The 17,513-nt window shown below is 62.9% G+C and carries 15 protein-coding genes and 2 tRNA genes; 7 read left to right on the forward strand and 10 right to left on the reverse strand.

The window, feature by feature from the left end; genetic code table 11:
• Nucleotides 1-378: 378 nt before the first annotated feature.
• The 10 genes from VHC04_RS01875 to VHC04_RS01920 form a co-directional block, all read right to left on the reverse strand.
• Complete coding sequence (locus VHC04_RS01875) at nt 379-1,791, reverse strand: argonaute/piwi family protein (protein WP_325677355.1); 1,413 nt, start codon at nt 1,789-1,791, stop codon at nt 379-381.
• Nucleotides 1,788-3,575 carry an SIR2 family protein gene (locus VHC04_RS01880; protein ID WP_325677357.1) on the reverse strand — a complete coding sequence of 596 codons (1,788 nt, stop codon included), beginning with the start codon at nt 3,573-3,575 and terminating at the stop codon, nt 1,788-1,790. The genes VHC04_RS01875 and VHC04_RS01880 overlap by 4 nt, the downstream gene beginning before the upstream one ends.
• A complete protein-coding gene (locus tag VHC04_RS01885) occupies nt 3,572-4,627 on the reverse strand; it encodes a Fic family protein (RefSeq protein WP_325677359.1) in 1,056 nt (351 codons plus the stop codon). The genes VHC04_RS01880 and VHC04_RS01885 overlap by 4 nt, the downstream gene beginning before the upstream one ends.
• Nucleotides 4,628-4,923: 296 nt before the next feature.
• A tRNA-Ser gene (locus VHC04_RS01890) sits at nt 4,924-5,009 on the reverse strand.
• Nucleotides 5,010-5,555: 546 nt separating this feature from the next.
• Nucleotides 5,556-5,630, reverse strand: a tRNA-Gly gene (locus VHC04_RS01895).
• A gap of 95 nt (nt 5,631-5,725) precedes the next feature.
• Nucleotides 5,726-6,457, reverse strand: a complete 732-nt coding sequence (locus tag VHC04_RS01900) for an ABC transporter ATP-binding protein (RefSeq protein WP_325677361.1) — start codon at nt 6,455-6,457, stop codon at nt 5,726-5,728.
• The gene (locus VHC04_RS01905; RefSeq protein ID WP_325677363.1) at nt 6,447-7,190 is read right to left on the reverse strand and encodes an ABC transporter ATP-binding protein; all 744 of its coding nucleotides are present in this window, start codon (nt 7,188-7,190) and stop codon (nt 6,447-6,449) included. Before VHC04_RS01905 ends, VHC04_RS01900 begins: the two co-directional genes overlap by 11 nt.
• The gene (locus tag VHC04_RS01910) at nt 7,187-8,113 is read right to left on the reverse strand and encodes a branched-chain amino acid ABC transporter permease (protein ID WP_325677365.1); all 927 of its coding nucleotides are present in this window, start codon (nt 8,111-8,113) and stop codon (nt 7,187-7,189) included. The genes VHC04_RS01905 and VHC04_RS01910 overlap by 4 nt, the downstream gene beginning before the upstream one ends.
• Nucleotides 8,113-8,643 carry a branched-chain amino acid ABC transporter permease gene (locus VHC04_RS01915; protein WP_325677368.1) on the reverse strand — a complete coding sequence of 177 codons (531 nt, stop codon included), beginning with the start codon at nt 8,641-8,643 and terminating at the stop codon, nt 8,113-8,115. The genes VHC04_RS01910 and VHC04_RS01915 overlap by 1 nt, the downstream gene beginning before the upstream one ends.
• Nucleotides 8,644-8,730: 87 nt before the next feature.
• Nucleotides 8,731-8,991: a hypothetical protein gene (locus tag VHC04_RS01920; protein WP_325677369.1), complete on the reverse strand. Its 261-nt coding sequence runs from the start codon at nt 8,989-8,991 to the stop codon at nt 8,731-8,733.
• 327 nt (nt 8,992-9,318) lie between these two features.
• On the opposite strand from VHC04_RS01920, the gene VHC04_RS01925 reads away from it, so the two are divergent.
• From VHC04_RS01925 to VHC04_RS01955, 7 genes are all read left to right on the forward strand, one after another.
• The gene (locus VHC04_RS01925; protein ID WP_325677371.1) at nt 9,319-10,101 is read left to right on the forward strand and encodes an SDR family oxidoreductase; all 783 of its coding nucleotides are present in this window, start codon (nt 9,319-9,321) and stop codon (nt 10,099-10,101) included.
• Nucleotides 10,098-10,514, forward strand: coding sequence for a dihydroneopterin aldolase (locus tag VHC04_RS01930; protein WP_325677373.1), 417 nt, complete (start codon nt 10,098-10,100; stop codon nt 10,512-10,514). The genes VHC04_RS01925 and VHC04_RS01930 overlap by 4 nt, the downstream gene beginning before the upstream one ends.
• Nucleotides 10,515-10,642: 128 nt before the next feature.
• The gene (gene uvrC / locus VHC04_RS01935; protein ID WP_325677375.1) at nt 10,643-12,502 is read left to right on the forward strand and encodes an excinuclease ABC subunit UvrC; all 1,860 of its coding nucleotides are present in this window, start codon (nt 10,643-10,645) and stop codon (nt 12,500-12,502) included.
• 30 nt (nt 12,503-12,532) lie between these two features.
• Nucleotides 12,533-13,132 (forward strand): CDP-diacylglycerol--glycerol-3-phosphate 3-phosphatidyltransferase, encoded by a 600-nt coding sequence (gene pgsA / locus VHC04_RS01940; RefSeq protein ID WP_325677377.1) that lies wholly within the window; start codon nt 12,533-12,535, stop codon nt 13,130-13,132.
• A gap of 142 nt (nt 13,133-13,274) precedes the next feature.
• Entirely contained in the window at nt 13,275-14,507 is a 1,233-nt protein-coding gene (locus tag VHC04_RS01945; protein WP_325677379.1) for a CaiB/BaiF CoA transferase family protein, read from the forward strand.
• A gap of 22 nt (nt 14,508-14,529) precedes the next feature.
• A complete protein-coding gene (locus VHC04_RS01950) occupies nt 14,530-15,933 on the forward strand; it encodes a glycosyltransferase family 2 protein (protein WP_325677381.1) in 1,404 nt (467 codons plus the stop codon).
• The gene (locus VHC04_RS01955) at nt 15,926-17,506 is read left to right on the forward strand and encodes a glycosyltransferase (RefSeq protein ID WP_325677383.1); all 1,581 of its coding nucleotides are present in this window, start codon (nt 15,926-15,928) and stop codon (nt 17,504-17,506) included. The genes VHC04_RS01950 and VHC04_RS01955 overlap by 8 nt, the downstream gene beginning before the upstream one ends.
• The last annotated feature ends 7 nt before the right edge of the window (nt 17,507-17,513 follow it).

Here is a 17,513-nt window from a genome sequence, read left to right on the forward strand (position 1 = left end):
CAGGGTATCTGCGCTGATCGTCGAGCCACGCTCATCGCGCGTCCTTCGGGGAGTCGTGCAGCGGACGCATCACGCCTTCACACTCCCGCCAAACTCGACACCGGCTGGCCGCGAGATTTTCGGTGATGGCCGCGCCATGACGGCTTTCCTGGGCGTTCTAGACGGCCACACGGTCGCGGACTTGATTCGGCTCGATGATCGGACGCGGGTGTTGCTTTCTATGGCGGACGATCGCAGCGCGGGACAGAGACACAACCGCGCCCTCCCTGATCGTCGCCTCCCCTGGGAGCGGGAAGGGAGCGGGATTGTGATCCCCTCGTCACGCGGGTCGCCAACTGTCGCTCCAGATTGGGTAGACGGCGCAGAGCGGGCTTGGGACTACATAAAATTACGGAAATCGAAGACGCTATCGACCATATCCGGATTTTGCTGAATGATGTTGGCGAACGTCTTGGAATAGACCAGTGTCACGGGAAGCTTCTTGTAGAGCGTGTTATTGTTCCAATCCATTTTCGTGAGCCCGATGATTCCGGCGCAAGTCTCATGCCAGCCGCCCGCGCCGCTGAAACGACGGACCAGGACAGGCGATGGCGTCGGCTTGAGTGCGCCTTCTTTGTAGACGTTGTTGCTCGGATTGGTGACATGGACGCCCTGAACGCTGCCCTGTGTCCACAGCAGCGCCTCGTTCGCCGAGAGCGGGAAATAGGTGCCCCGTTCCATCGGATAGTTGTGGGCCTGCGGCGGCGACTTGAGATCAAAGCGCACGCCCTTCCAGTCCGTATCCTTCACGATCTGAATCAGTTCGACCTCGGTGCCATCCTTGAAACTGTCGAGTGCGCCGAGCAGTTCTTCCTCCCTGAACGGCGTGTTCTTATGGATCGTGACTTTCTTGGGCGAGCGCCCGAAATGGCCGCCTTGATAAATCTCCAGGCTGCGCGAGAGCACGGACTGCATTTCATAGTAGGAGAGGTAGGGGTTCTTGCGGCCATCCTGCGTGAACTCCCGCGCGTCATACGCGACGAACCGGAAGCCGGTGCCGTCCGGGTCAAAGAGCTGGCTGCAACAGGTCGTGTACTCGTTGCCTTCCCTGTCAGCTTTCATTGCGTAGCTGATGCCGATATAGGCTTCGTCCTGACGCAGGCCGGTTAGCTTCCATGGAACGCCGCCCGCCTTGGCATAGAGCGCAACGCTCAGCCCCCACATGACATTCGCGCGGCATACGCGCGCGAAGCTCGCTTCGCGGACAATCTGGAGTGGAATGTTGAACGGCGCGCAGAATGCTTTGAGAAAGTCGTGAAAGTCAAAATTCTCGCCCTCGAAACACGCAGCCCAGTGTTCGGGGAGATAGACCAAGGCGACATCAAAATTGCTGCGCAGGGATGTGAGTTGAGCAAGACACTGAAAAAGTCCGCGAGCAAGTTCGTGTTTGGCGCCGTTGCGCGCATGATTCTCCAGCGCATCAGGAAATGTAAGGATCAGATTGTCGCTCACCGCCGTGATCGGAATCCGGAACACCTTCGAGAATCCCGGGTATTCAGGATAGTAGTTGACGGCTTCCTTCGGCTTGGCGCTACCATTCAATTCGCGGATGAGGGTCGGAAGCTTTTGCTGATGCAGCCTCGGCGCGACCAAGGCAAGACGCAGCGTACTGGGTGTGCCGTATTTGAGGCCGAAAGGACCGTGATTGATCAGACCCAGCAACGGATGTTTTTGCAGTTTGTTTCCTGCGAACAGAAGGTCCGGCTCCGGCAGAGTCACATAACCCGAAAGTTCGCTCTGCGGCGTGCTCACGATACGAGCCTTTGCGAAAATCCCGTCCGCGTCCCAAATGAGAAGGAAGGATTCTCGGCGACGCTGCCTGAGGCGAAGGCCGATACGGTGACCTCGGTGTTTCGTGCATCGGTGCCGACAATTAGCCGAACCCAGGCGTCAAGAAGCTGATTATATTTCTTGTTGAAACGATCGCCCCGTCGCCTGTCCATGAATTCGTCCGCGAGGCGGCGCGCCCGGTTCGGCCAGATCCAGATATCCGGATCAACAATCAGCCAATATCTCCCATCACGCAGGTCGAGAGATATGCGCAGCGCTTCGGCCCAGCGAACGCGCTCCGGATCGGGGTGATGATCGTCGGCAGGTGCGACTAACCCGTCTATCTGTCCGTGAACCTTGCCGGTGATCTGGGCTAGGGCCGTGAACTTGGACTGATCCTGCGCATGAGCGTCCGCGATGATGAAGGCGTTCCGGCCATGTGTTCGCGTTAGTAGCGGCTTGCCACGAATGATCGCCGCGCACAACGCCTCCTCAAGGAAGCCCTTGAGATAGAGATGATCATCCAGCGTCAATAGCCTGTCGCCAATCTCGAAAGGATCGAGCGCCTTGAGGTCCGCCTTGAAGTACTCGCGCACGTCGGCCTCGGCTCCCCAGGCAAGAATCGTGTCCGCCTTCGTCAGGATCAGGCGACCTTCCGATTTCCGCTGCACGTCCCGCAACGCGCGCCACTCCTTATCGCATGTAAAGGTGAGGCTCTGGCATTCACCGGGCAGACTGGTAAGGGGGAGCGCGTTGAGCCGCATGATCGGCTTGCGGGTCCCTGCTCCCGGCAGTGGAATCGAAACGCTCGTCGCCTGTGACTTGCGAACCTTCTTATCCAACTCGGGCGATTTGCCCGGAAGATTGCGCCATATGCGGAGCATCAGCGCATCGGACGTTTCTATAGAGAAATAAGCTGCCTTCACTCCCTTGGCGCGCGCGGTAATCAAGAGTTCCTCGACTGGCGGAGCGACCAGCACGCCCTTGATGCCCGTCCAATAAAATCCATGCGGGAACGCATTGGGCGTATCGATTGCTTCCCGGAACAGGGCCATCACGCTCTCATCTCGGCCGCTGAATCCGACGACGACGAAACCAAATCGGCTCGCCGCTATTTTGAGCACTTGAGCAAGCTCGGCATTTTGAGTAGCAAGATCTGCGGCGAGATTTTTCACGCTGTCATAGCGGAAGTCACCGTGAAGCTTGCAGTAGAACGGAAACTCCTCGTTGTTGAGGGCTTGGATGGCTGAGCGCGAGCCCTCGATGTGATAGGCGGAGAGGGAATTGCCGCTCACCTCGGCGACGGCCTTCTCCACGATGCTATCGAAGTTCGTAGTGAAGGCGACGCGGCTGAGTCCCGAGGAGAGCATCGCGCCAAGCACACGGTTGCCAACGGAGAGCGTGGCTTTATCTTCGGCGAGAATACCCGCGAGATAGCGGCGCTGCCGCTCCTTGTCGTCACCAAAGATTTTTTCAAAGCAGGTTGAATATTCTTCGGGAGCCCATTCCGCTGGAAAGCCCTTGGAGGCCATATAGGATTGAATGCGGGATCGCACGGCTTCGAGCTGGACATCCTGCCGTGAGATGTCCTCATTCTCCTTCTGGCAGTAGTAGCGCCGCTTCAAATCCCAGATGATGTCCGTCGCAGTCGGAAGCCCCGCTGATCTGGATGCGCCCGCGCCCAGAAACCAAGCAAAATTCTGTGGCCGCTCGCAGATGGTACCTGTGAACTGTGCTTGGTCGATGGTTGGCGGCGTAGCGCTCATAGTGAATACCATGTGGCGCGCGCTTTGCCGTGCCGACGCACGCGTCCGTCTGCCACCAGTTCGCGCAGACGCACTTTTAGCGTGTTCCGATTTGCGCCGGTGATCGAGGCAAGCTGCGCGATCGTCAGGCGCTCTCTCGCCCGAAGTGCTTTGAGGACCTGGAGCGATAGCTCCGGCAAGTCGGCCTCGCTGCCCTGAGCGATCCGTTCACGGTCCAGCCGCGCTGCGAGGTTGTCTTTCTGCCTCTTGAGGGAGCGCAGGAAGAAACCCACCCATGGGTCCCAATCGGGCATTTCGTTCTTGAGAGTCGTCTGCGTGCGCCGGAGGGCTTTGTAGTACAGATCTTTGTTTTCCTCGATCACGCGCTCCAGAGAGGCGTACGGCACGTACGCATAGCCTGCTCGCAGTAAGAGGAGCGTGGTGAGCACGCGCGAGAGCCGCCCGTTTCCATCCTGGAAAGGATGGATTGCTAGAAACGCCACGATGAAGACAGCGACGACGAGGAGAGGGTGCAGCGCTTCCTCATCCAGCGTTTTGCGCGTCCAAGCGACGAGGGCCTCCATCTCGCGCGGTGTGTCGAAAGGCGAGACCGTTTCGAACACGACGCCGATCTCCCGCCCGTCCGCATCGAATGCCACGACATTATTGGAGAGCGTCTTATAGGAGCCGCGATGGTGCGCATCCTTGTCGCTGTGGCGCAGCAAGGTTTGGTGTAGTTGGCGAATATGGTTCTCGGTCAGGCGCATGTCCGCGTAGGCCTCGAACACGAGGTCCATCGCCTCGGCGTATCCGGCCACTTCCTGCTCATCACGCGTCTTGAAGGACTTAACGTGGATCGCCCGCGAGAGCAGGTCCTCGATCTCGGCATCTGATAGCTTCGCCCCTTCGATGCGCGTAGAGGAGCCGACACTCTCGATGGTGGCCACTTTGCGGAGTGCGCTGAGGCGGTCTGGTGAGAGCGCCTTGAGGGCCTCCCATCGACCTTTGAACTCATCAATTTCGGCGACGAGTTTCACAAGGTCGGGGCCAGGCGCGAGCTTGGGCTCCCTCATGCCGGGTCTCTCATATTCGATTCCATACCCAATAATACCCGATTAGACCCGATTCTCCATCCTGTTTCTTTACCCGTCAGCACGCGAAGAGTCGGGGCTCAGGGAGGGCTACTGGGTATCTGCGGGTATGAAATTGGGTGCGCGGAGGTCTATCTGTCCTTCAAGTCGTAATGGCCTGCCCAGGGAAGACAGGACGAATGACCGTGCGAAGGGGGCGACTTGCAGTCAGCACCAACGAATCTCCGCCGTTGGGGTTGGGGGAGTCCTGGGCGTCAAATTGTAGATTCGGCTTAGTTTGGCGCAGCCGACAGGGTTCGAACCTGTGGCCTACGGCTTCGGAGGCCGTCAAACTATCCAGCAGAGTGTCGAGTGGCTACGCCGCCAATCGGGGCACGGCACGTTCAACCACTCGCAAGAATCGGGTGTTCAGTGTCCCCGCAGCAGCAACTGCCCTCCCGACGGCGACCGCCTATGTCCAGGTTGGCGTTAGGCTGCCGATCTGTTGCCAGGGCAGGATTTGAACTTATGCGTACAGCGAGCAATTCAGCCCTGATGTGTAGGCCTCGAAATCTAGCCAAGGCTCCCACGTCAACCACCGGCGCCGGGGCCGCTGCCCACGAGACCGCTTACCTGGATCGCTTCCCCGCTATGAAAGGGGCGCGCGCCGTAAACACGATTCTCTCGCTTTGTAATCCCCCTGCGTTCATGCGCTGGCGCGCCACAGCCGATTTCCTTCAGAGCCAGAAGGGGCGAATTTCATGCCTATGGAGGGCAGACGGGCGAGTCTGACGTCAGCTACCGGGATTCGGCCGCCGGAATTGGCCTTCAGGTGCTTACCCCTCGCTTACCTGGCCGTGAGAGGGTGGGTGGGTAAGCAGAAGCGGCCTCGCCGGGCCGCTTCTAATGCCTTGATTTTCCACTGGAAATTTGGAGCGGGCGAAGGGATTCGAACCCTCGACCCCAACCTTGGCAAGGTTGTGCTCTACCCCTGAGCTACGCCCGCGACAGGCGGCGGTCTATAGGGGGTTCTCAGGCGACACGCAAGCGGTTCCGCGACAGAATCTGCATCCCCCCACCAGACATCGCACCCCCTCCAGGTCACGATCCAAGATATAGGCTGCGGATCAACGCGTTATTGTCCAATTCGGCACGCGACCTCGCCTCGAATGCGATAGACCCGTGCACGATGACGTAACCACGGTCGGCAATCCGAATCGCTTCGGCGAAGTTCTGCTCCGCCATCAGCACCGTCAGATGGTGGCCTTCCTTTAATTCCCGGATCTTGTCGATGGTTCGCGTCACCAGCAGCGGCGCCAGCCCGACCGACGGCTCATCGATCAGCAGCAGTCGCGGCGCGGACATCAGCGCGCGGGCCAGGGCAACCATCTGTTGCTCGCCGCCGCTCATGGAGCCGGCAAGCTGATTGCGGCGTTCCGCCAGCCGAGGAAACACCTCAAAGCAGAAATCCAGACTCTCTCGCAGCAGTGGTCGTGCTGACCGGCGAAATGCACCCATCAGCAGGTTCTCGGTGACGGACAGGCGTGGGAATAGCCGCCGGCCTTCCGGAACGATGGCGACGCCTAGATCCACGATCGCTTCGGTCGCCATTCCGACCAACTCGTGCGAAGCGCCATCGATATCGGCCACGACCGAGCCGGCGCCGGGCCGGATCAAGCCCATCACCGACTTCATCAATGTCGACTTGCCGTTGCCATTGGTGCCCAGAAGCGCCACGGTCTCGCCCGCATCGACGCGCAGCGAAACGCCGTGCAGGATGCGCACCGCACCATAGCCGGCTTCCAGGCCGGTAACGGTGAGGCTAGCTGCCAAGATAGGCCACCACCGCATCGTCGCGGATCACCATGCTTGGCGCGCCGTCGGCAATCTTCCGGCCGGCCACCAGTACCACCAGCCGTTGGGAGAACGCCATCACCGCGCGCATGATGTGCTCGATCATGATGAAGCTTGTCCCGGTCTCATTCAACTGCATCAGCAACGCCAGGATCTCGTCGACCTCCTTGTGCGACAATCCGGCCATCACCTCATCGGCGATCAGCAGGGTGGGATTGCTGGCCATGGCCTTCGCCAGTTCAAGCTTGCGCATCTCGATCTGGGTCAGGTCCGCCGGCCGATGATCGGCTTTATCGGCCAGCCCCACCAGTTCCAGTAGCGCCAGCGCCTTATCCCGCAATACCCGGTCCCGCGGTGCGCCCGATCCGTGAGGACCGGGCGTGGGAGCCGCGTACAGGATCGGCACCTGGACATTCTCGGCCAAGGTCATCGCGTGGAAGGGCCGCGGCAATTGGAAGCTGCGTGCCATCCCCAGGCGTGTGCGCCGGTGTGCCGCCAGTCCATTCAGACGGTGGCCGTTGAACGTCACCGTGCCCGTCTCATGCCGCAGCGTGCCGCAAATGCAGTTCACCAGCGTGCTCTTGCCTGATCCGTTCGGCCCGATGAGGCCCAGGCGCTCGCCGCGTCCGACCCGGAGGGAAACATCCGATAGTGCGACGAATCCGCCGAAGCGCTTACTCAGCCCTGCCACATCCAACAGCGCGCCGGTCATGCTCGAAACCACCCGATGATACCGCGCGGTGCGGCGACGACGAACAGCACCAGCAAGGCGCCGACGATCAGCAGCGACAGGGCCGATGAAATGGTTACCATCGCCACCTGCTGCAGCGAACCTAGCAGTACCGCTCCGATGACCGGTCCCAGCCAGGAGGAGGTGCCGCCGATCAGAGGCATGGCGATGGTATTGACCGCATAGCTGAGGCTGAAGCCGGATGCCGGATCCAGATATGTGACGTAGTAGGGCAGGGGCGCACCAGCCATCCCCATGAAGCCCCCGGATAGCACGGTGGCGACCAGTTTCAGTCGCAGCGTCGGCACGCCGGATGCCTCGGCCGCGGCCTCATCGTCGCGGATTGCGGCAAAGCCCAACCCCAGGCGGGAGCGTTGGATGGCGCGCGCCGCGACCACGGCGATGACCGCCAGCACAAGCATCAGCAGGAACAGGTACTGAATGTAGTTCCCGCCCACCATCGGGGCTTTGGCCGGTCGGATCACATAGGCACCGCGTGACCCGCCGACGAAATCCCAATTGGTGACCAGCGTCTGTGCCACCACCGCCATGGCCAGCGTGGCGATGGAAAAGAACGTGCCGCGCAGCCGCAGGGTCAGATATCCCATGCCCAGCCCAACGATGCCGGAGGCGACGCCGCCGACGGCGATCATCGCCGGCAGCGGCAGGCTGGTCGTCTTGTGCAGCACGACGCTGCTATAGGCACCGATGGCGAAGAACGCGGCGGTACCGAAATTTACATAGCCGGTGAAGCCGCCCAGAATGTTCCAGCCGGTCGCAAGCACGATATACTGCAGGACGACATAACCGGCGAAGAATAGGTATTCGTTATCGATGAAACGGGTGGTGGCGAAGACGCATGCCGCCACCGCCAGCGTAGCGGACGCAAAGCGTAGATGGGCCATCAACTGCGTCCGAACAGCCCGGCGGGCCGCACCGCCAATGTCAGCAGCAGGAACCCGAAGGCGACGGCAGGTGACCAGGAAGGGCCGTAAATCGTCGTCGTCAGGCTTTCGACCACACCCAGCACCATCGCCGCGGCCACGGTCCCTCCAAAACTGCCCAGCCCACCCATCACGCAGATGGCGAAGATGCGACCGATATAATCGCGCGCGATCGACGGTTCGACTGGCTGGATGATGATCAGTACCGCCCCGGCCACCGAGCAGGTGGCGATCGACAAGCCAAAGGCGATGCGCTTGATCCGGCTCGGATTGGCCGCCATCAGCCGCAAGGCCACCGGATCCTGCGCGACGGCCTTTACCGCGCGGCCGATGAAGGTCCGCGTCATGAAGACTTCCAGCGCGCCGATCAGCACAAGCGAGACCGCCGCCGGCACCAGCAGCCTCAGCGGCAGATCCAGCCATCCCATATGCCAGCTCGGTCCGATATACGGCGCCTCCACCAGCCGGTAATCGACGCCGAATACCAGCACCAGCGTTACCTCCGTGATGAACAGCAGGCCGAAGAAGAACGCCAGTCCGTGAATCGCGGCATCGCCTCGTCGCTCGAACGACAGATCCTAGATCGCGTAGATTGCCATCCCCAACAGGTAGAAGGCCGGCAGCAGAACGATGCTGGCCAGGATTGGATCGAGACCGAACACGCTGTTGGCAATATAGGCCGTGTAGGAACCCAGCAGGATGAAGGCCGGATGCGCGATGTTCACGATGTCCAGCATCCCGAAGGAGATCGAGATGCCGATCGTCACAGCGGCGTAAAACCCGCCCAGCAGCAGGCCGGACAGGATGGCGTTGCCCAGCAGATCGAGTGACAGGTCCATACGTGGCCTTGTCCGTTTCCTTCCCCGGCTCCGCACTGTGGCGGAACCGAAACCGCTTGAACAGGGGATGCCCACCCAAGCCACAGTTGGCCTCCGCGGCGGAGCGGGAGACGTTCGGCGCATGGATCGGCAGGGTTCCCCGCATCGGTTGACGACCTCGATCACCGATCGTGGATCACCGATCGCGCGACGCCGGCGTCGCCCCGCCATGCTGGCGCCGTCTCGGCGCCGCTCCTCGTATCCGGGACGATAAACGCGCCTGAAGCGGGACAGGGCGGGACCGCCGCCTCTTTACGGCGACCGGTTCGACGCCCTACCACGATCGCCATGTCAGACCGGATCCCCGCAGGCATCCCCCGCACCGCCCTGGTCACCGGCGCGGCGCAGCGCCTAGGCCGTGAAATGGCGCTGGAGCTGGCTCGCGCCGGCTTCGACATCGCCATCCACTACCACGCCAGCCAGGCCGAGGCGGCCCGGTTGCAGGCCGAACTCACGACGCTCAACCGCCGCAGTGTCCTGTTGTCGGCCGATCTTGCCGATGAGGTTCAGGTCGAAACTCTCATGCCAGCTGCCGTCGCCGCGCTGGGGCCGATCGGCGTGCTGATCAACAATGCCTCCCGCTTCGAGCGGGAAGAATGGACCGACGTGAACCGGGCGTCCTGGGATCGGCATATCGAGCCGAATTTGCGCGCGCCGTTTGTGCTGACCCAGGCCTTCGCCAAGGCCCTTCCATGCACGGCCCAGGGCGTCGTCATCAACATGCTGGACCAGCGAGTATGGGCACTGACGCCGCATTTCGTCTCCTATACCGTGTCGAAGGCGGCCTTATGGGCGCTGACCCAGACGATGGCATTGGCGCTCGCCCCGCGTATCCGGGTCAATGCCATCGGACCAGGTCCCGCGCTGCCCAGCCTGCGCCAGACCGCGGCGCAATTCGCGGCACAGTGTGAATCGACGCCGCTACGCGTCGGCACCAACCCGGCGGAGGTTGCCAGGGCGCTGCTGGCGATCCTGTCCCTCCCGGCCATGACAGGGCAGATGATCGCGCTGGACGGTGGCCAGCACCTGCAATGGTCACCGGAGCCGAATCGAGCGGGGCTAGTCGAATGACCGATTTCTGCTCCCGCGCGCGGCGGCTGCGCCGGGTCTTCCTGCATGACATGGTGCTCAATGCCTCGATCGGCATCTACCCGCACGAGCATGCCGCGCGGCAGCGCGTCCGCATCAATGTCGACCTTGCCGTGGAGGATGAAACGGCCCGCCGTGGCCGCATGGTGGGGGCAGATGAATTGCGCCGCGTGGTCGATTACGAGGCGATCGCCAACCGCATCAGGGCTATCGTCGGCGACGGGCATGTGCGGCTCGCCGAAACGCTGGCAGAGCGCATCGCTCAGACCTGTCTGCAAGACCGCCGTGTCCGAACCGCGCGGGTCCGGGTCGAGAAGCTGGATGTTTTCCCCGACGCCGTTTCCGCCGGAGTGGAGGTCGAGCGCGGCCGGACCAAGACGGCGGCCGGGCGGTAGAAGGACGCAATCTGCCGGGTCCGGCACTATATCCCTTGGCCTGAGCATTCTTGACCTGAGCAGGCCCGTTTCGGAGAGCATCCATCACCGAGGACACCCCAACCCCAGCCGCCGTCGCCGCCCCCGCCATGATCGGCGTTGCGGTCATCGAGGCCGCGCTGACGACCATGCCACAGAGCCCTGGCGTCTACCGCATGCTCGATACCAAGGGGGATGCGCTGTACGTCGGCAAGGCGCGTGCGCTGGACCGCCGGGTGCGGGCCTATACCCAGATCGGCCGGCTGCCGGAGCGTCTGCGCCGCATGGTATCCGAAACCGCGTCGATGGAGATCGTGACGACGCACACAGAAGCGGAAGCGCTTCTGCTGGAAGCCAACATGATCAAGCGGCTGAAGCCGCGTTTCAACATCGTCCTTCGCGACGACAAATCCTATCCCTGGCTGATGCTGACCGGCGACCATCCCTATCCGCAGATCGCCAAGCACCGTGGCGCGCAGACCCGCAAGGGCTCCTACTACGGCCCCTTTGCCTCCGCGTGGGCAGTCAACCAGACCCTGACCGCCATGCAGCGCGTCTTCCTGCTGCGCGCCTGCGCCGACACCGTATTTGCCAATCGCCAGCGCCCGTGCCTGCTGTACCAGATCAAGCGCTGCTCCGCACCTTGCGTCGGCCGCATCGCCACGGACGAATATGATCGTCTGGTGAAGCAGGCGAAGACCTTCCTCTCCGGCGGTCAGGTCAGCGTCCAGCAGGAACTCGCCGCGGAGATGGAGCAGGCCGTGGCGGCGCTGGAGTTCGAGCGTGCCGCGGTAATCCGCGACCGTATCCGGGGCCTTACCTTCGTGCAGGGCACCGATGTCATCAATCCCGGCGATCTGCGTGACGCCGATGTCATTGCCGTATGGGCCATTGCCGGTCAGACCTGCGTCCAGGTGTTCTTCATCCGCGGCGGCCGCAACAACGGCAACCGGGCCTTCTTCCCGCTGCACACCAAGGCCGAGGAAGCGCCGGAAGTGCTGCGCGCCTTCATCGCCCAGTTCTACGACGACAAGCCACCGCCGCCGCAGATCCTGGTCAACCATCCGTTGCCGCAGCAGGAGCTGATGGCCGAGGCGCTGACCATCAAGGCGCAGCGCAAGGTGTCTATCCTGGTGCCGCAGCGCGGCCAGAAAAAGGACGTCGTCACCCATGCAGAGATAAACGCACGTGAAGCGTTGGAGCGAAAACTGGCGGAGGCCGCCGGCCAGGCAAAATTGCTGGAGGGTGTGGCGGCGCTGTTTGCCCTGCCGGCCCCACCCGAGCGGATCGAGGTGTACGACAACTCCCACATCATGGGAGCCAACCCATACGGCGTGATGATCGTCGGCGGACCGGAAGGGTTTCACAAATCTGCATACCGGAAGTTCAGCATCCGTGGCCCGATCACGCCCGGCGATGACTTCGCCATGATGCGGGAGATGCTGACCCGCCGCTTCACAAGGGCACTGGCGGAACAGGGAACCGGAACGTCGGCCGGTGCAATGCCCGATATCGCCCTGATCGATGGCGGCGCCGGTCAGCTATCCGCGGCCCAGGCCGTGCTGACGGAGCTGGGGGTGACCGACGTCAAGCTGGTGGCCATCGCCAAGGGTCCCGATCGCGATGCCGGCCGCGAATGGTTCCACACCGAGGGGAAGGAGCCGTTCCAGCTCCCGCCCCGCGATCCGGTGCTGTACTATCTGCAGCGCCTGCGGGATGAGGCGCACCGCTTTGCCATCACATCGCACAGGGCCGGCCGGTCGAAGACGCTGCGCACCAGCGAGTTGGACCAGATCGAGGGCATCGGCGCGGCCCGCAAGCGCGCGCTGCTGAACCATTTCGGCTCCGCGCGCGGCGTGAAGATGGCCGGGTTGCGCGATCTTGAGGAAGCGCCGGGCATCAGCCGGGAGATGGCACAAAGAATTTATGCGCATTTTCATCCGGGGCAGAGGGTGGAGAGCGTATCCTGATCGGCAATCCTGTCCTATCCTGGCGCGCAGATGCTCACTGATCTGCCCAATCTGCTGACGCTATCGCGCATCGCCGCCATCCCGCTGCTGGTGGCTCTGGTCGCATGGCGTACGCCGGTGGGTGACCTGAGTGCCTGCATCGTCTTCTGCGCTGCGGCGGTCACGGACTATTTCGATGGCAAGCTGGCCCGCAGCCGGCGGCAGCAATCGGATATCGGCCGCATGCTGGACCCGATCGCCGACAAGCTGCTGGTCGGTGCGGCGCTGATGATGCTGGCCGGCCAGGACCGGCTGAGCCGGTTGGGCCTGTATCCCGCCGTCGTCATCATGTTGAGGGAGATTCTGGTCAGCGGCCTGCGTGAATACCTGGCTGGCATCCGCGTCGGATTGCCGGTGACGAAGCTGGCCAAATGGAAGACCGCGTTTCAGATGGGGGCGATCGCCACGCTGCTGGCAGGCGATAGCACGGCGGCCTTGTGGCACATGCCTTGGCTGCCATTGTCGGCGCTGGGCGAGGCCGGGCTCTGGATCGCCGCCGCGCTGACGCTGATCACTGGTTGGGATTATCTGACGGCCGGCTGGCGCCACGCTTCCATGCCCGGCCGTCGGCGGGGGTCCGTCGCCGAGTAGTTCGTCGGTCCGATCCCGCCGGAACGAACCGAATGCCGGGCCCCTGCCAAGGCCCTGCCGAACGGCTTGCCCGTCGCTTCGATATGTGAACCTATGCGGTCAAAATCAAACCACCGTCGCCAGGGCAAGGAGCCGGCAGCTAATGGACGGATCAGATTCACCGCCGGGCAAGGGACTCGCGCGCAGCCCGGGGGCCCTCGCGGGCCTCAAGGTCGTCGACCTGACACGGGTTCTGGGTGGCCCATATTGCACGATGATCCTGTCGGATCATGGCGCGGACGTCATCAAGGTGGAACCGCCGCAGGGTGACGAAGTACGCGATTGGGGTCCGCCGTTCCATGAAGGTGATGCCAGCTATTTCATTGGCGTCAACCGAAACAAGCGTGGCCTGGCACTGGATCTGGGCAAGCCCGAAGGCAAGGCCGTGCTGCTGCGGTTGCTGGACGGCGCGGACGTGCTGATCGAGAACTTCAAACCCGGCTCGATGGAGAAATGGGGCCTGGGCTATCATGAAGTATTATCGAAACAGTTTCCCAGTCTGATCCATTGCCGCGTATCTGGCTTCGGCGCCGATGGGCCATTGGGTGGACTGCCTGGTTATGACGCCATACTGCAGGCGATGACCGGGCTGATGAGCATCAATGGTGACGCTTCCACCGGACCGATGCGCCTGGGCACCGCCATCGTCGATATGGGCACGGGATTGTATTCCGCCGTCGCCATCCTGATGGCGTTGCACGAGCGGACACATTCCGGCCTGGGCCAGTATCTCGACATGACCCTATATGACTGCGGCATGGCGCTGCTGCATCCGCAGGCGGCCAATTTCTTTCTGAACGGCAAGCGGCCGACGGGGACCGGCAATCCGCATCCGAACCTGGTCCCGTACGACAAGTACCCGACCAAGACCTGCGAAATCTTCATCGCCAGCGGCAATAACGGGCAGTTCCGGAAATTGTGCGAGCTGATTGGGCTGCCCGCGATGGCGGACGACCCGCGCTTTGCCAATAACGGGACCCGCAACGAGAACCGCGTGGCCTTGACCCTGGCGCTGGCTGAAGCGTTCAGGGAGCGCGACGGTAACGAACTGGCGCTGACCCTGATCCGCAATGGCGTACCGGCGGGACCGGTGCTGTCGGTCGATGAGTCCACCGCCGCACCACACACCGCGCATCGTGAGATGGTGACGGAGCTGGACTGGTACAGAGGTGTCGGAACGCCGATCAAGTTCAGCCGCACGCAGGGCGGCACCCGCCGGCCGCCGCCGCAATTCAACCAGCACGGGGTGGAGGTGTTGAAGGAACATGGCTACTCGGATGCCGAGATCGAGGTGCTGAGCGAGACCGGCGTGGTGCCGAAGCAGCGCCGGGTCTAATCGCCCTCGGATGGACTGGCCATTGGATCTGCCCGCCCGTGAGCTGCTTCGGCTCGTCGGGCAGGCGCATCCGCGTGAGTCGATCCCGTGGGCCTTGTTCGATCCTGCCTGGTATGTGCGGACCTACCCGCAGGCCGCGGAGACCGCCGATCCGGACGATCCCGCCGCCGTCTTGGCATATTACCTTGATGTCGGGCAGCGGCTGGGCCACTCGCCCAACATCGTCTTCGACGAGGGATGGCATCGTGCTCGTTATCCGGGGATCTCGGCTGCCATTCAGGGCGGCATCTATGCCTCGGCGTTCGATGCCTATTGCCGGCGCGGCAATATCGACCGTTCGCCGCACTGGCTGTTCGACGAGACGGGGTATCGCGAGCTTTATCCCGGGCTGACCGACGAGGTTTTGGCCGAGGCCGGCCTAGCCAACCGTTACGATCATTATCTGCGGCATGGCAGCGCGGAGGAACGGATCGGCCACCCGTTATTCGATACGGCCGTGTACTTGGCGAATTTCGATACCACCGATGCCCAGGCGATCCGCGGGATCGGACCGTTCCGCCATTATCTGGAGCGGATCGACACGGGGGCGGAGGATTTGCCGACCTCGCTCTATTTCGATCCCGCCTGGTATGTCCGCCGCTACCCGGCCGTAGCGGCCGAGATTGTGGCTGGGCGCTGGAAATGTGCCCTGCATCACTACTTGTGCAACGACATGCCGGTGGATTTCGATCCGCTACCGGATTTCTCCGAGACTCATTACCTGGGTCGGGATCCCGGTCTGCGGCGGGCTATCGATGCACGACATTTCCGCAGCGGCTACGCGCATTTTCTGAGGTTCGGGGCACGCGAGCTGCGTACCCCAAGCGAGGCGATCGATCTGCGAGCCTATGCCGCCCAGCCGCGGGTGCGCGCCGATCTGCAGGCGGGCGTGGCGCCGGATGCATTCACGCACTGGCTGCGGATTGGCAAGCGCCACGGGCTGCTACCAGGCGATGCCCTTGCCCGTCACGGGAATGCCGTGGTGCCGGACAACGTCCTGCAACGATCCGCCCTGGCGATGCTGCCACGGCTCGCCCGCTCCGGCTTCGATTTCACCTGTTCTGCAGCGCCGGCGCTGAGTGTCGTGATAGTGGTTCGAAAGGGGTTTCCGGACCTCATGGCGACCATCGGGTCGCTGCGGGACACGGCCGGCGGCGACATCGAGCTGATTGTCGTCGACCTCGGCGCCGAGGATGAAGTCCGCGCCGTGGACGATTACGTCGCCGGCGTGCGGCTATTGCGGTTAGAGAGCGATACGGACTGGGCTGTGGCTGCCAATGCCGGCACGCAGTTCGCCAGCGGGCAGGCAGTGCTGCTCCTTGCGCCGGGTGCCCGGCTCTGTCATGGCGTCGGTCCGACGGGCGCTGGATCGCATCGCCATGGATAGCGACATCGGTGCCGTAACAGGGCTGGTCCTGCTGCCGCACGGTGTCATTGGCCAGGCCGGCGGCATCATCTGGCGTGATGGTACATGTGAGGAGGACCTGCGCGGCCAATCCCCGCTCGCGCCAGAAGCAAATTTTGTTCGCTCGGTGGGCTTTGGTTCGCCGGCGTGTCTGCTGGTGCGGGCGGAGTTGCTGGCCAGGCTGGACGGATTTTCCACCGAGACCAGGGAACCCGGTCCAGCCTGTGTCGACCTGTGCCTACGTATAGCCGGTGCCGGGGCGCGCGTCGTCTATGACCCGGCGGTGGCTGTATTCCATGACGATACCGCCGACCGGCCGGGCAAACCGGATGACGCGTTCCTCTCTCGGCATGCCGAGGCCCTGGGGCAGCGTCCGGTTCAGGCCGGCCCGGCGCGGGCGGCGGCCCGTCAGGCCGGTACGGCGCCACAACGCGTGCTGTTCATCGAGGACACCGTACCGTTGCGCCGCCTTGGATCCGGTTTCGTCCGCGCCAACGATCTGGTCCGCGTGATGGCCGATCTGGATATGCATGTGACGGTATTCCCGGTGAATGGCAGTACCCACGAGATCGCGCGGATATACCGGGATATGCCGGACACGGCTGAGGTCCTGCACGACAGAGCCGCCGACCGGTTGAAGGAACTGCTGTTGGCGAGGCCGGGTTTCTATGACGCGATCTGGATCGCGCGGACCCACAACCTGGACCGTGTGGCCGCGGATCTGCGCAAATGGCTACCTGAACAAGCGGCCCGCCCCTTGGTCGTGCTGGACACTGAAGCGGTCGCTCCGTTGCGGGAGGCCCAGCATGCTGCGCTGCGGGGCATGCCGTTTGATCTGGAGGCGGCGTTGCGGGACGCTTTCCGCAATGCCGACCTCGCGGATGTCCTGGTCACGGTCAGCGACAATGAGGCCAGGTTCCTGCGCGAGCGCGGCTATGGCCCGGTTTTGGTTGCCGGCCATATGATAGAGCCGCATGACGCCGAGCAAGGATTTTTCCAACGCGCCGGGATGCTGTTCGTGGGCGCGATCCACACGACTGAGAGCCCGAACTACGACAGCCTGGTGTGGTTCGTCGACGAGGTTCTGCCGCGGATCGAGACCGTGCTGGGCTGGGAGACGCGTTTGACCATCGTCGGCTATACGGCACCCGATGTCAGCCTGGAACGGTTCCGGCGCCATCCGCGCATTACATTGCGTGGTGAGGTCGGCAACCTGGCGCCTTTGTACAATAATCATCGGGTGTTCATCGCACCCACCCGCTTCGCGGCTGGCACGCCGTACAAGATCTACGAAGCCGCGTCCTGGGGTGTGCCTGTCGTGGCCACCGATCATCTGTGTCACGCAATGGGCTGGATGGGTGGCGAAGACATCATGAGCGCGCCCGCGGATCCTGCCGCGTTCGCCGCGGCGGTAATCGCCTTGCACCAGCATCAGGCATTGTGGTCGCATGTGCGCGAAAGCGCACGGAGCCGCTTGCGGAAGGAGAATGAGCGAAGCGGCTTCGTTGCGGCCGTCCGGCGTATACTCGGCTCCCCGCGCCGGAACGACCGATAGTCGGACG

The sequence above is a fragment of the Rhodopila sp. genome (assembly GCF_035548095.1).
GTDB lineage: Bacteria > Pseudomonadota > Alphaproteobacteria > Acetobacterales > Acetobacteraceae > Rhodopila.